15 protein-coding genes are annotated in these 13,699 nt (G+C 50.8%); 14 read left to right on the plus strand and 1 reads right to left on the minus strand.

Annotated elements, in window-relative coordinates; all coding sequences use genetic code 11:
• Positions 1-187 precede the first annotated feature (187 nt).
• The 6 genes from WMO65_RS24125 to WMO65_RS24150 all read left to right on the plus strand — a co-directional run bounded on the left by WMO65_RS24125 (position 188) and on the right by WMO65_RS24150 (position 3,630).
• On the plus strand, positions 188-589 hold the full coding sequence (locus WMO65_RS24125) for a cupin domain-containing protein (protein ID WP_148392130.1): 402 nt from the start codon (positions 188-190) through the stop codon (positions 587-589).
• Positions 586-942: a glycine zipper domain-containing protein gene (locus tag WMO65_RS24130; protein ID WP_207708206.1), complete on the plus strand. Its 357-nt coding sequence runs from the start codon at positions 586-588 to the stop codon at positions 940-942. Before WMO65_RS24125 ends, WMO65_RS24130 begins: the two co-directional genes overlap by 4 nt.
• A gap of 126 nt (positions 943-1,068) precedes the next feature.
• Positions 1,069-1,692 (plus strand): NUDIX hydrolase N-terminal domain-containing protein, encoded by a 624-nt coding sequence (locus tag WMO65_RS24135; RefSeq protein WP_148392131.1) that lies wholly within the window; start codon positions 1,069-1,071, stop codon positions 1,690-1,692.
• A 37-nt stretch (positions 1,693-1,729) separates the two neighbouring features.
• On the plus strand, positions 1,730-2,170 hold the full coding sequence (locus WMO65_RS24140; protein ID WP_148392133.1) for a GNAT family N-acetyltransferase: 441 nt from the start codon (positions 1,730-1,732) through the stop codon (positions 2,168-2,170).
• Between the two features lie 97 nt (positions 2,171-2,267).
• Positions 2,268-3,032: an APH(3') family aminoglycoside O-phosphotransferase gene (locus WMO65_RS24145; protein WP_148392136.1), complete on the plus strand. Its 765-nt coding sequence runs from the start codon at positions 2,268-2,270 to the stop codon at positions 3,030-3,032.
• Between the two features lie 19 nt (positions 3,033-3,051).
• On the plus strand, positions 3,052-3,630 hold the full coding sequence (locus tag WMO65_RS24150; RefSeq protein WP_033142456.1) for a GNAT family N-acetyltransferase: 579 nt from the start codon (positions 3,052-3,054) through the stop codon (positions 3,628-3,630).
• On the opposite strand, the gene WMO65_RS24155 is transcribed toward WMO65_RS24150, so the two are convergent.
• Positions 3,597-4,592 (minus strand): helix-turn-helix transcriptional regulator, encoded by a 996-nt coding sequence (locus WMO65_RS24155; RefSeq protein WP_148392138.1) that lies wholly within the window; start codon positions 4,590-4,592, stop codon positions 3,597-3,599. The two genes, WMO65_RS24150 and WMO65_RS24155, sit on opposite strands and share 34 nt — an antisense overlap.
• Before the next feature lie 274 nt (positions 4,593-4,866).
• Here WMO65_RS24155 and WMO65_RS24160 point away from each other — a divergent pair, with 274 nt between their 5' ends.
• From WMO65_RS24160 to WMO65_RS24195, 8 genes are all read left to right on the plus strand, one after another.
• Positions 4,867-5,883: an ABC transporter substrate-binding protein gene (locus WMO65_RS24160; protein ID WP_148392139.1), complete on the plus strand. Its 1,017-nt coding sequence runs from the start codon at positions 4,867-4,869 to the stop codon at positions 5,881-5,883.
• On the plus strand, positions 5,883-6,890 hold the full coding sequence (locus WMO65_RS24165; RefSeq protein ID WP_148392141.1) for a FecCD family ABC transporter permease: 1,008 nt from the start codon (positions 5,883-5,885) through the stop codon (positions 6,888-6,890). The genes WMO65_RS24160 and WMO65_RS24165 overlap by 1 nt, the downstream gene beginning before the upstream one ends.
• The gene (locus tag WMO65_RS24170; protein WP_148392143.1) at positions 6,883-7,887 is read left to right on the plus strand and encodes a FecCD family ABC transporter permease; all 1,005 of its coding nucleotides are present in this window, start codon (positions 6,883-6,885) and stop codon (positions 7,885-7,887) included. The genes WMO65_RS24165 and WMO65_RS24170 overlap by 8 nt, the downstream gene beginning before the upstream one ends.
• A 13-nt stretch (positions 7,888-7,900) precedes the next feature.
• Positions 7,901-8,701 carry an ABC transporter ATP-binding protein gene (locus WMO65_RS24175; RefSeq protein ID WP_148392145.1) on the plus strand — a complete coding sequence of 267 codons (801 nt, stop codon included), beginning with the start codon at positions 7,901-7,903 and terminating at the stop codon, positions 8,699-8,701.
• A gap of 146 nt (positions 8,702-8,847) precedes the next feature.
• Positions 8,848-10,353 (plus strand): 4Fe-4S dicluster domain-containing protein, encoded by a 1,506-nt coding sequence (locus WMO65_RS24180; RefSeq protein WP_148392147.1) that lies wholly within the window; start codon positions 8,848-8,850, stop codon positions 10,351-10,353.
• A 44-nt stretch (positions 10,354-10,397) separates the two neighbouring features.
• A complete protein-coding gene (locus WMO65_RS24185; RefSeq protein ID WP_148392149.1) occupies positions 10,398-11,306 on the plus strand; it encodes a LysR family transcriptional regulator in 909 nt (302 codons plus the stop codon).
• A 244-nt stretch (positions 11,307-11,550) separates the two neighbouring features.
• The gene (gene cooS, locus WMO65_RS24190; protein ID WP_033142448.1) at positions 11,551-13,443 is read left to right on the plus strand and encodes an anaerobic carbon-monoxide dehydrogenase catalytic subunit; all 1,893 of its coding nucleotides are present in this window, start codon (positions 11,551-11,553) and stop codon (positions 13,441-13,443) included.
• Positions 13,444-13,490: 47 nt separating this feature from the next.
• On the plus strand, positions 13,491-13,699 hold a 209-nt coding region (locus WMO65_RS24195; RefSeq protein ID WP_349064697.1), incomplete at its 3' end, for a hypothetical protein.

Here is a 13,699-nt window from a genome sequence, read left to right on the forward strand (position 1 = left end):
CCTGATATGGATAAGTCTATCATAGATTGAGGACAGGTGTAAATGGAAACTCTGAGGAGTTTCATTGTCAATAGGCGGGGAATCCTGTATAATCAAAACAAGTGGCAGATTCCTGCTGTTCGCAGTGCTGCTTCCGGCGGCTTTAAAAATTACAAAATAGGCAGAGTGAAAGGGGAGAGGGGATAATATGAGAGAAAGACTGGAAATAGACCGCCAGGGGAAAGGGATACACACAGTAAAGGAAAACCGCACAGCAGTGGATTATTTCATCTATCCGGAATGTGAAGTCCATCTGAACAGCCTTCCGGCAGGGGCGGTTCAGGAGTGGCATTACCATTCAGAAATAGAGGAAATCCTGGTAGTGACAAAAGGGATTCTGACCTGCAAGTGGAAGGAAGAGGGGAAAGTCTGCACAGACTGGGCAAAGGAAAAAGAGATTGTGCGGGTGCAAAATTCGATTCATACATTTCAGAATGACACGGAGGAAAACGCGGAGTTTGTTGTCTTTCGTTTTGTTCCGGATGGAGTGGATAAAAGGGAGCAGATAAAAAAAGATAAGAAGCTTGCTGAGGAGGCAGAAGAAATATGAAGGATAAAGAAAAAAGCCGCACCGGCAATCATGCGAAAGCTGATTCCGGCAGCGGGCCGGAAGAGGAGAAAAATAACGAGACAAAAGGGATGCCCGACAATGAACCGGAAGAAGAACCTGGCAATGAACGAGAAGAGGAACCCGGTAATGATTCGGAAAAGATTCCCGGCAATGATTCGGAAAAGCCCACCGGCAATGAATCGGAGGAGAGCGAAAAGGGCCGGCGTTTGGCTATGGGTATCAGTATGGGGATTATTTTCGGTGTGGTTTTTGGAAAAACCATATTCGGAAACCTGGGCACAGGCATTGCCATAGGACTTGCCCTTGGCGTGGCGCTCGGAAGTATAAAATAAAAACAAAATGGAACGATTCCATTATTTAAAGGGAAACAGACAGAACGACGAAAGGAGCAGCAGACGGGCTAAAAAGCCTCGGCTTTCCGCAGTATAATAAAAGCGGCCCACCTGCGATCAATACATATGAAAGACGAAAAACAAAACTGGCTGGACTGGGCAGTAGAGCTGCAGAGTCTTGCACAGAGTGCCTTATATTACTGTAAAGATAAATACGATATAGAGCGTTTTGAACGAATCCGGGAAATTTCGGCGGAGATGATCAGCCAGCAGGCAGATATGCCATTTGAGAAAGCAAAAGACTTGTTCTGCTGTGAGGTGGGTTACCAGACGCCGAAGATGGACTGCAGGGCAGCCATAATTGAGGGGGACAAGATCCTTCTGGTACAGGAAAATGACGGCAGGTGGTCTATGCCCGGCGGATGGGTGGATGTGGATCTGTCTGTGAAGGAGAATACCATCAAAGAGGTGAAGGAGGAGGCCGGTCTGGACGTGACAGCGGATCTGGTCATTGCCATCCAAGACAGGGAAAAACACAACCAGCCCCGGTACGCATATAAAATCTGCAAAGTCATCATACTCTGCACCGTGATCGGCGGACATTTTGAAAAGAATCTGGAAACGGTGGACAGCGGCTACTTTTCCATGGATGAGCTGCCGCCTCTTGCGGAGGATAAAAATACAAAGGAACAGATCGCCATGTGCTTTGAGGCAGCGGGGGCAGAGCACTGGAAGACACAGTTTGACTGATCCCTGAAGAATGCCCATGAAAAAGGAGGACAGATAAATGCTTACATATAAAGAGATTGAGAAAGAGGATCTGGCATCCCTTGCAGCCATGTATGTGGAGACCTTTAATGCGCCGCCCTGGAACGATGCCTGGACCCCGGAGACTGCGGGAACCAGGCTTCGGCAGATGGCAGAAGCGGAAACCTTTTACGGGATCTGCGCGTATGAGGAGGACGTGTTATGTGGTATGGTGCTTGGGTTTGCCGAGCAGTTTTATGACGGGGTGTTGTTTGAGATAAAAGAATTCTGTGTAAGAAATACCAGCCGAGGAAACGGTATCGGCTCTGAAATTTACCGGGAATTTGAGCGGCGGCTCCGCGAAAGAAACATTGAGAATGTTCAGCTCATGACCCTGCGTGGAAATGCGACCGAACATTTTTATGAAAAAAACGGTTTTGAGACAGATAAAGATTTGATCTTTATGAAAAAACAGATTTGATCCAAGTGTTTTTGAGACGTCATTCCGGCAGTCTGCACGCCGCTGTCTGCCGAAAGCGATTTTCCAATTTACTTTGACACAGAAATGAGAGGCTGATATGAAAAGAGCACTTCCGGAGCGTATAAGAGAATATACGGAACACCGGGAATACAGGAAAGATACCATAGGCAGGTCCGGTTCGGAAATATTCTGCTTTTCTGATATGGTATTAAAAGCAGAGCGGGAGAAAAACGAGTCCCGCAGTGAACACGAAATGCTCAGATGGCTGCAGGGCAGACTCCCTGTTCCGGAAATCATCTGTGCGGAGAAAAGCGGTGATATGAGATACCTTCTGATGACAAGAGCCAGGGGGAAAATGCTCTGTGATGAGGTGTATCTCAGCAGTCCAAGGCTTCTGGTGCATCTTCTGGCAGAAGGGCTGAAAATGCTGTGGACAGTGGACGTAAGCGGCTGCCCGTCTAAGCGGCATCTGGATTACAAACTGGAACAGGCATCCCTGCGTGTGTCGGAAGGCCTGCAGTTTGACCATGAGCCGGACACCTATGGGAGGGAGGAATTTGAAAATGCTGAGGAACTTCTTCTGTGGCTGAAGGAACACAGGCCGGAAGAAGAGACGGTGTTCTCACACGGGGACTACTGTCTGCCGAATATTTTTGCAGAGGATAACAGAATCAGTGGTTTTATAGACCTGGGAAGAGCGGGGACAGCGGATATCTGGCAGGATATTGCCTTGTGCGTGAGAAGCTTAGAGTACAATACAGGAAAAAATGAGGGATATGTAAATCTGCTTTTTGAGGAACTGGGAATGGCCCCGGACTGGGATAAGATCAGATATTATGTATTGCTGGACGAGTTGTTTTAACAAGAAAGGAGAGCAGGATATGCAGCACAGAGGAACAGAGGAACTGGAGACAGAAAGGCTGGTGCTGCGCCGTTTTACCATGCACGACGCAGAGGCGATGTTTCATAACTGGGCAAAGGATGAGCAGGTGACAGCCTATCTTATGTGGCCTGCCCACAAGAGCCCGGAGGTATCCGGGGAAGTTCTGGAGGAGTGGATCTTCCACTATGGGGAGAAGGATTTTTACCAGTGGGCGATCACGCTGAAGGAAAACGGAGAGGAACCCATAGGCTCTATCTCTGTCGTATCAAAAGATGATTCCATAGAAATGGTCCACATCGGTTACTGCATCGGCCGGAAATGGTGGCACCGGGGTGTGACCTCAGAAGCCCTGAAAGAAGTGATCCGCTTTTTCATGGAGGATGTGCAGGTAAACCGCGTGGAATCCCGTCATGACCCCCGCAATGCCAACTCCGGTAAAGTGATGAAAAAATGCGGGATGAAATACGAGGGCACCAGGAGACAGGCAGACTGGAATAACCAGGGCCGCTGTGATGCGGCAGGGTATGCCATACTGGCGGAGGATTATTTTTCCGAATCTGCACAGCGAAACTCCTGAGGTGTTTTCCTGTAGTGCCGGCGGAAGGCTTTGATGAAGGATGCGCAGCTTGTATATCCCACAGCCTGTCCGACCTTGCGGACACTCATGGAGGTGGAGGTGAGAAGGGCAGCCGCTTTGGCCATACGGCATTCCTTCAGATACCGGCCGATCGTCATGTGAAAACACATGGAAAAACCGGCCTTTAGTTTCTGCTCATTGAGAAAAACCTGTCTGCTCAACTGTGAAATGGTGGGGGCATTGGCAGGGTCTTCTGTGAGAATTTCTTTTGCCCGCTGGACAGCCAGCAGGTCGAATTCATCAAAGGTGATTTTTCTTTTACCCAAATATACGGTGGGCATCACATCCGGTGCAGAAAACGTTCCCTGTTTTACTGCATTTGTCAGAATGTCCATACACTGCAGCAGGCAGCCTTCCAGCATAAGCGGGGTGAGGCTGCCGTTTTGCGCCACTTTAAATAAACGGTGCAGCACGGTGACGATTTCCGGGGGCAGTGCATGGTATGTGCGGTTTTTGGAGAGACTGTCCAGTACAGAAGCATGAGGGTCAATGGTTTTTAAGTATCTTACAAAATCAGGAAATACAGCGAACTCGATTCCCCTGCAGTGCTGTCCGGCATTCCAGAACTGCTGTCCTCTCACCTTCTCCTCCCGCACCAGAAAGGATGCCGGGGTGGAGGTGTGGGCAGAGATCCCTTCCATATCAAACCGTGTCCTGCCGTCATAGAAACTGCCGAACCGGAGCTGCGTATCACGGCACGCAAAGGCGAGAGAAAAAGGGACAGATACCGTATAGTCCGCCACAGTAAAAGCATACAGGCCGGGCCGCTCATATAAAAGGCAGGTTCCGTCTTCCGGCCGATTTTCATTGGCATATCGGGTGCAGTGTTTCTCTTTATGTGAGGTGAATCCCAGGTTCTGCCAAATCCTGTCTTGAAATTCACGATGACTTTGTATACTCATTTTCCATACTCCTTTTCTGAAAATACGGCAGCCTGCTGTACAGGTCCCGTGTGCGGAAGTCCGTTTTATACAGGGCCGCAGTCTTATTATCCCTCAGCTTCAGAGGTTTACCACAAAAAATATCGTTTTTTCATACGGTGACAGATATATTCCGATCAGGTGCAATTGCAAAAAAATGTTGCCTTAAATAGTATAGTATGCTAGAATGACTGCTGTCAATTAGCTATAACTAACTAAAGAATAAAATATGCCGTTACGAGAAAGGGAAGACATTATGATGAATAGGACGAGAAGACTGGCGCCGGCCATTGCCGTACTTGCCGCTGTGGGCATGCTGACAGGCTGTTCCGGAAAAGGCGGAGAATCGGGAAATAACAAGGTGGACACAGAAAATGAAAGTACCGCTCAGAAATCCCAAGGCCCTGAGAAAAACGCCGCCTCCCGGGAAGCAGAAGAGGGCATGCGGACAGTGGAGACAGATAAGGGACAGGTGGAGATTCCCATAAACCCGGAGAACATTGTCACGGACTATTATCTGGGTGAGTTTCTGGCTGTGGACGTAAAGCCTGCCATCGCGTCCCCGTATTCCCTGTCGAATCCGTTTCTGGCGGATAAGACAGAGGGAATCCGGGAGATGGACATTACAAGCGCGGAGACTTCCCTGGAAATGATCGCTGCGCAGGAGCCGGACCTGATCGTAACCATCACAGAGGCAGATTATGAGAAATATTCCGAAATTGCCCCTACGGTTTATATTCAGGACGGAAAGCGCAGTGATGAGGAAGTCTTCCGGTATATTGCGGACCTGGTGGGAAAAAGCGGGGAAGCAGAGGAATACATTACTGATTTTAAGGCGCGGGCGCTTGACGTCAAAGAGGAAATCCGGGGAATCGTGGGTGACAGGACAGTATCCATTGTGGAGGTATGGCCTCAGCAGATCTACACTATGGGCAGCCATTTCGCAAGAGGCGGTTCCATTCTATACGATATGTGGGAGCTGAAAGCGCCTGAGGCAGTGCAGGCAGATATGGTGGATGGGGATACCCAGTATCAGGTGGTTTCCCTGGAAGCGCTGCCTGAATACACAGGAGATTTTATCCTGTATGGCGTGCTGGCAGATACGGACAGTGCCTTTGTGGAGGATTCCAAGCTTTGGAACAGCCTGGAGGCCGTGCAGGAGGGAAGAGTGCTCCCTTATGAGCAGGTGTCCTTCATGCACAGGGACCCGATCACCTACAATGCGCAGCTTGATATCTTTATTGATTTCTTCAGAGGATTTGAGGGAAAATAATGGGCAGAGATGCAAAAAGAAAGACAGTATGTTTTTTGACAGCAGGAGCTGCGGCAGTTTTACTTGCCGCAGTCCTTTCCATATTATACGGAAGTACGGGCATTCCTCCCGGGAAGATTCTGGATGCGGTGCTCCGGCCGGATCTTACCGACCGGCAGCATTTGGTCATACGGGAACTCAGGATACCGCGGACAGCGGGCTGTATTTTGGTAGGAGCAGCGTTTTCAGCGGCTGGCGCCATGATGCAGGGGGTGACCAGGAACCCGCTGGCAGACTCCGGACTGTTGGGAATCAACGCGGGAGCCTCCTTTGCGCTGGCACTCTGTCTGGCATTCCTGCCGGGGCTGGGGTTCTCAGGTGTTGTATTTTTTTCCTTTCTGGGGGCAGCAGGGGCTATGTTTACTGTATATGGGCTTATGAGCCTGAACAGGCGCGGGTTGGACCCGGTGCGGCTTGTGCTTGCGGGAAGCGCTGTGAGTATCTTCCTCTCATCCCTGAGTCAGGCAGTGGCGATTCTGTGTAAGATCGGTTACAATCTCACCTTCTGGACTGCGGGGGGCGTGGCGGGAATACGCGGAAAACAGCTTATCTTCGCCGGTCCGGTGATCCTTCTGGGACTGGCCGCAGCCACGGCTCTTTCAGGAAGAGTTGCACTGCTGAGTCTGGGGGAGGAGGCGGCAAGAGGGCTGGGACTTTCCGTGGAACGCTCCCGGACGGTCTGCCTTTTTGTGGTCCTGCTGCTTGCGGGCGGTTCCGTGGCGCTTGCCGGTCCGGTGGCTTTTGTGGGCCTGATGGTACCTCATGTTGTGCGGTATTTTACAGGTGCGGATTACAGGTCTGTGATTCCCTGTTCCATGGTGGCAGGAGCTTTCTTCATGCTGGCGGCAGATATTCTTTCCAGAATGATAAATGCCCCCGGTGAAGTGCCCATCGGCCTTGTTTTTGCTGTGGTGGGGGTGCCGTTCTTTATCTGGACAGCTAGGAAGGAGGAGAGGACTTTTGAGTGAGAGAAGACGCAGGATCCGTATGGTTACGGTATTTATGATCCTGATCATCCTGCTGCTTGCAGGCATATGGCTGGAGATAAATGCGGGATACCGGAAAATCAGCCCGGAGGAAATGTGGGAGATCTTAAAGGGCGGAGGCACAAAAAGTGTCCGCTATACACTTCTGAACCTGAGGCTTCCCAGAATCTTCACCAGTCTTTTGGTAGGCGTGGGGCTGGCGGTCTCCGGCTGTGTGATCCAGGGCGTATCGAGAAATGATATGGCTGAGCCGGGAATCCTGGGAATCAATGCAGGTGCCGGGCTTTTTGTGGCAGCGTTTCTGGTGTTGGTGCCGCAAAGCTCTGTCAGCCTTACTGTGCTGCTTCCTGTACTGGCTTTTGCCGGTTCCATGGCGGTGGCTGTGCTGGATTACCGGCTGGCCCGCACAGGACAGGGGATTTCATCCCGCAGGCTGCTTTTGATGGGGGTGGCGGTTTCCACTGCCGTGTCCAGTGTGACCACCATTTTAATGCTGCGCCTGCCGGACAGTGATTATGCCTTTGTGCAGAATTGGCTGTCCGGCAGCATATGGGGAGCCAACTGGCAGAATGTGCGGATGCTTTTTGTCAGCCTTCTGCTCCTTGGACTGTTTGTTTTTTATAAAAGCCGCACGCTGAATGTGCTGTCCTTAAGCTATCAGACGGCTGTGGGACTTGGAACAGCCGTGTCCAGGCAGACCGTGGTCCTTCTCGGTGCAGCCATCGCCATGTCGGGCCTCTGCTGTGCGGTGGGCGGAGGACTGAGCTTTGTAGGCCTGGTCTGCCCTCATATGGCGCGCCGTCTGGTGGGACCGAACTACAGAATCCTGGTTCCGGCCACTGTGCTTACCGGGTCTGTGCTGATGACATATGCGGATCTGATATCCCGCACGCTGCTGTCGCCGAGGGAGATTCCCGTCGGAATCGTGGCTGCCGTGATCGGTGCCCCCTATTTTCTGTATCTGCTGATTAAAACGTAAAGGAGATTTTTATATGGATGCTGTACTTACAGGAGAAGGCATTTCCGTTGCATACCATCAAAATATTGTCATCCCGGCTATGGATGTGCAGATTCCCGGAGGAAACATGACATCGATCATCGGACCTAACGGCTGCGGGAAATCCACTCTTTTAAAAGCCCTGTCCCGCATGACACCTGTCCGGGAGGGCCATGTGTTTCTGGACGGCAGCCAGATCGCCAAAATGTCCACAGTGGAGGTGGCAAAAAAAATGGCGATCCTGCCCCAGGGGCCTCAGGCGCCGGGGGGCCTGACGGTCAAAGAGCTGGTGTCTTACGGCAGATATCCCCATCAAAGAGGGTTCGGGCGGCTGAAAAAAGAGGATCATGAGGCCGTTGACTGGGCGCTCTCCATTACGGATATGGAGGGGCTTGCCGGCAGGGATATGGACGCGCTCTCGGGAGGACAGCGGCAGAGGGCCTGGATCGCCATGGCCCTTGCCCAGGATACGCCTCTCATCCTTTTGGATGAGCCAACCACCTATCTGGATATGACGCATCAGCTTGAGGTGCTGGAGCTTCTGGAGGATTTGAATAAAAAACAGAAAAAAACCATTGCTATGGTCCTCCATGACCTGAATCTGGCGGCTAGATTTTCAGACTGGATGATTGCCATGCGCTCCGGCAGAGTGCTTTATAAGGGAACCCCGGAGGAAATCATGACGAAAAAGACCCTGGCGGATGTATTTTCCCTGGATGCCAGTATCAGCCGGGACCCGTGGACGGGAAAACCCATATGCCTGTCCTATAAGAGAATGGACCGGTCAGTGTATTGAATAAAAAACTTGCATTTCTCCTGATATTTCATAGAATGAAAGATAGTAACTGACCACAGTTACGCAAGATATGTAAACGATAGATTCTAACCATTTAATGTGCGGATAGATGGTATTAGAGCATGATTGAGAACAGGAGATTTTAAATGAGAAGTGTAGAAACCCCGGTAAAGAAGATCAGGCGTGAAGTATTTACAGAAATCTGCAAGGTTGCTTTTGCATCCACAAAGGATAATTTCAATGATGAGATAGAAGCCATCCCGTATCATATTGTAAAGGAGAGGGCAACTTACAGGGAGAGTATCTACAGGGAGAGAGCGGTGGCCAGCGAGCGTGTCCGCCTTGCCATGGGTATGTCCCTGCGCCCGGAAAATGAAGCAGTCCATATCACTGCAGGAATGGAAAACAGTAACATAGATGAAAAATATTATGAGCCGCCTCTTATGCAGGTCATCCCTTCTGCCTGCGATGCCTGCGAGCCCAACAAATATGAAGTCAGCAACATGTGCAGAGGCTGTGTGGCCCACCCCTGCAAACAGGTATGTCCGAAAAATGCCATATCTATAGTGAATGGAAAATCTGTGATCGATCAGGAAAAATGTATCAAATGCGGCAAATGCAAGGCCATCTGTCCCTATGACGCCATCTCCAAAATGGAACGCCCCTGTGCCAGGGCCTGCGGCGTCAAGGCCATCGGAAGCGACAATCTGGGCAGAGCTGCCATTGACCCGAAAAAATGTGTGTCCTGCGGCATGTGTATGGTGAGCTGTCCCTTCGGGGCAATTTCGGATAAGTCCCAGATCTTCCAGCTTTCCAGGGCACTGCGTGAGGGAAAAGAGATCATTGCCGAAGTGGCGCCTGCATTTGTAGGCCAGTTCGGAAAAGACGTGACTGCGGCAAAGTTCAAGGCCGCGCTTTTAAAACTCGGCTTTAAGGAAGTGTATGAGGTAGCGCTTGGCGCGGACATCGGAGCAATCGCGGAAGCTCATCACTATGCGGAAAAGGTGAGCACCGGAGAACTGCCCTTTCTTCTCACGTCCTGCTGTCCATCCTGGTCCATGCTTGCAAAAAAACAGTTCCCGGATCTGATTGACAGTGTATCCCAGGAGCTGACCCCTATGGTCGCCTCTGCCAGAAGTATCAAACAGAAATACCCCAATGCCGGTGTGGTCTTCATCGGTCCCTGTGCGGCGAAAAAACTGGAGGCATCCAGAACGGACGTCCGCAGTGATGTGGAATTTGTCATTACTTTTGAAGAACTGCAGGGAATGTTTGACGCAAAGGGAATAGATCCGGCAATGATGGAAGAACAGGGCAGCCTGCACAATGCAACCGCAGCGGGAAGAGGTTATGCCATTGCCGGGGGTGTGGCCCAGGCGATTGAGGAATGCCTGCAGGAATACCACCCGGAAGTCCCGGTACATATTGAACATGCAGAGGGTCTGGCAGAGTGTAAGAAAGTGCTGACCCTTGCCAAAGCCGGAAAAATGAATGGCTGCCTCATAGAAGGCATGGGCTGCCCGGGCGGCTGTATGGCGGGAGCCGGAACCAATATTCCGTTAAAGGAAGCCGCGGCAGAGCTTAAGAAATATAAGGCATCCTCCACGAAAAAACTTCCGGTAGCGGAACTCATTGAAATTGAGCTTGATTAAATAGGGAGAGACCGGAAGTCCTTTTCCGGCCAAAAGGTGAGAAGATGAATATAAAGGAGCTGGAGTATTTTAAAACCGTGTGCCAGCACAAAAGTATCACAAAGGCGGCACACGCTCTGTATATGACACCTCAGGGCCTCAGCAAGATCATAAAAAATATTGAGAGTGAGATGGGCGCCTCTCTTTTAAACAGAACAGGTACGGGAATCAGTCTCACGGAAGCAGGCGCTTATCTGTATGCCAGGCTCCCTGAATTTCTGAATTCTTACCACTCCATATGCAGCGAGATCCGCTGCATTGAACAGCGGCAGAACCATGAGATCGACCTGCTGTCCGCCTACGGCATATTGAGGCTTGTGACTCCGGAATGCCTGGTGGATTTTAAGAAAAAGTATCCCCATATTAAATTCAATTACCGGGAATATCCTGACCGCCAGGTGGAAAGGCTGTTCCAGGAGGGAGAGGGAAATGTGGCCTTTACAGTGGGAAACGGCCTGCTGAAAAACACAAGGGCTACATTTATGGAAAAGTACGAGATCAAACTGCTGGTCAACCGGCAGCATCCTCTCAGTGGGAGAGAAACCGTCTCCATAAAGGATATGGAGGGGGAAAAGCTTTACATTGAAAGCTCGGAATTTAATATCCATAACCTGATACTGAGCCAGTGCAGGCTGGCAGGATTTAAGCCGGATATCGTTTTCGAGACCAGCGGATTCAGTCTGTGCCATAAAATGGTGCAGCAGAACAAAGGCATCTCTGTCACTGTGGATTTTATTTTTGATGACATGAAACAGGACGATCTGGTCATGCTCCCCTTTGAGGAGGGGCCTTTCTACTGGGAGACCTATATGCTGACCCGGGAGGGAAAGGCAGAGAACCCGGATATCAGCCTTTTTCACAACCATGTGATGTACTGGCTGGAGGAAATCAGGAAAAATTCCATACAGAGGTGAAACGCCTCAGAGATTCGTTGCATGCTTGAAACGTTTTGTTTATTATCAGCGAAGAAACGGTATGTTACAATAATCACGAATTCACTCATAAAGAAAGACACATCTCAGAACCGCAAATGAGGTGTGTCTTTCTTTTTGCATACCCCATCAATGAAACGTTGAAGAAAGTCAATAAAACGTTGATGGGAACCCCTGCCCGGGGTTGTTATAATATAGACAAATACAATATTTCAGGAGGATAAGGATGAGTTCGTTTAGGTTGACAACAGTAGAAGAATTCGAGGCAGCCACAGACAGGCTGCTGGAGACAGGGGCAAAGGTCGGTGCGGATTCCTGGCAGATGCGCGTGAAGAACCAGACACCCCACTGCAAATTCGGCGAGGAGGGCATTTGCTGCCGTATCTGTTCCATGGGACCCTGCCGGATTACAAAAAAGGCGCCGAGAGGTATCTGCGGCTGTGACGCACACGGCATTGCGGGAAGGAATTTTCTGCGTTTTACGGCAGGAGGGGCAGCCACCCATTCAGACCATGGGCGTGAGATCTGCCATACCCTGCACACGGTGGCACCGGATGGCAATTATAAGGTAAAGGACGCGGAGAAACTGATCCGCATCGCAAAAGAATGGGGCGTAGAGACAGAGGGCCGGGATATCTATGAACTGGCACATGAGATGTCAGAGCTGGCCCTTATGGAATACGGAAAACCCTTCGGTGTGCAGAGATGGCTGAAACGTGCGCCGGAGCATACACAGAAGCTCTGGCATGACGCGGAGATCGAGCCGAGAGCCATTGACCGTGAAGTTTCCACTGCCATGCATATGACACATATGGGAAATTCCAGCAAACCGGAGGCACTGGTGCGTCAGGCTCTGCGCTCCGGTATGTCTGACGGATGGGGCGGCTCCATGTGCGGCACGGAATTTTCAGACGTCATGTTCGGCACACCGAAACCGGTGGATACAGAGGCTAATCTGGGTGTCATGAAAGAGGATCAGGTCAACATCATTGTACACGGACATGATCCCAGTCTTTCCGAGATGATCTGCGAATACGCCGATGATCCGGAGATGGTGGCACTTGCAAAAACCATGGGAGCAAACGGGATCAACGTTGCAGGCGTCTGCTGTACATCCAACGAGGTTGCCATGCGAAGAGGCGTACCCATGGCGGGAAATTTCCTGCAGCAGGAAAATGTGGTGCTGACCGGAGCCTGTGAAGCCATTGTAGTGGATGTACAGTGCATTTTCCCGGCACTGGGCCCTCTCTCCAAATGCTTCCATACCAAGTTTATCACCACCTCCCCCATTGCGCAGATGCCGGATTCCGATTTCATCCGTTTTAACGCAGAGACAGCAGGGGAGAATGCTAAGAAGATCGTCCGCACAGCGGTTGAGAATTTTGCCAACAGAAAACAGGAGCTGGTACATATTCCGCAGTTAAAGCAAAAGGCCACGGTGGGCTATTCCGTGGAGGCCATAGTCAAGACTCTGGACGGTGTCACAAACTCACAGGTGGACGTGCTGGGCACCACGAAACCGCTGCTGGAATGTATCACATCCGGCGTGCTGCGGGGCGCTGTAGCTATGGTCGGCTGCAACAATCCAAGGGTACGCCCGGACTACGCGCATATTGAGCTGATGAAAAAGCTCATCAAAAACGATATCATCGTGATCTTGTCAGGATGTTCCGCCCAGGCAGCGGCAAGGGCCGGACTCATGGATAAGAGGGCAAAAGACCTGTGCGGAGCCGGTTTAAAGAGAGTCTGTGAGCTGGCAGATATTCCGCCTGTCCTGCATATGGGGTCCTGTGTGGATATCAGCCGTATGATGGTCCTGGCGTCCGAGCTGTCAAAGGATTCCGGGCTGCCCATCTCCAAGCTTCCCGTTGTGGGATGCGCACCGGAATGGATGTCAGAGAAAGCCGTGTCCATCGGAAACTATGTGGTTGCCACGGGGATTGATACATTCCTGGGTGTAGACCCGCAGGTCAGCGGTTCCTCTGAGGTCACATACTGGCTGACAGAGGGTGTCCGCAAGTGGGTGGAAGCAGCGTACACCGTGGAGAAAGATATTGAAAAACTGGGCGATGCCATGATCGCCAGAATAGAAGAAAAACGTGCGGCTCTGGGAATATAAAAAGATTCGCTTTTACCAAGAAAATATCATTTGCGGAGGATGAAACAGTGACATTATTTGAAACCGTATTTAGCGGAAATGACGCAGTGTATGGGCTGACAGAAGGCGCTGTCAATGCTGCCATCGAACAGCACGGTGCTGACAAGGCTGTCAGCTTCCCGAACACCGCTTACTGCCTGCCATGCTACTATGCAGTGACAGGCGTGAAGGTTAAAACTTTAGGAGAATTAAAAGAAGCTTTAGGTGTAGTGAAAAC

Source organism: Blautia caccae, assembly GCF_040095955.1.
Classification (GTDB): domain Bacteria; phylum Bacillota; class Clostridia; order Lachnospirales; family Lachnospiraceae; genus Blautia; species Blautia celeris.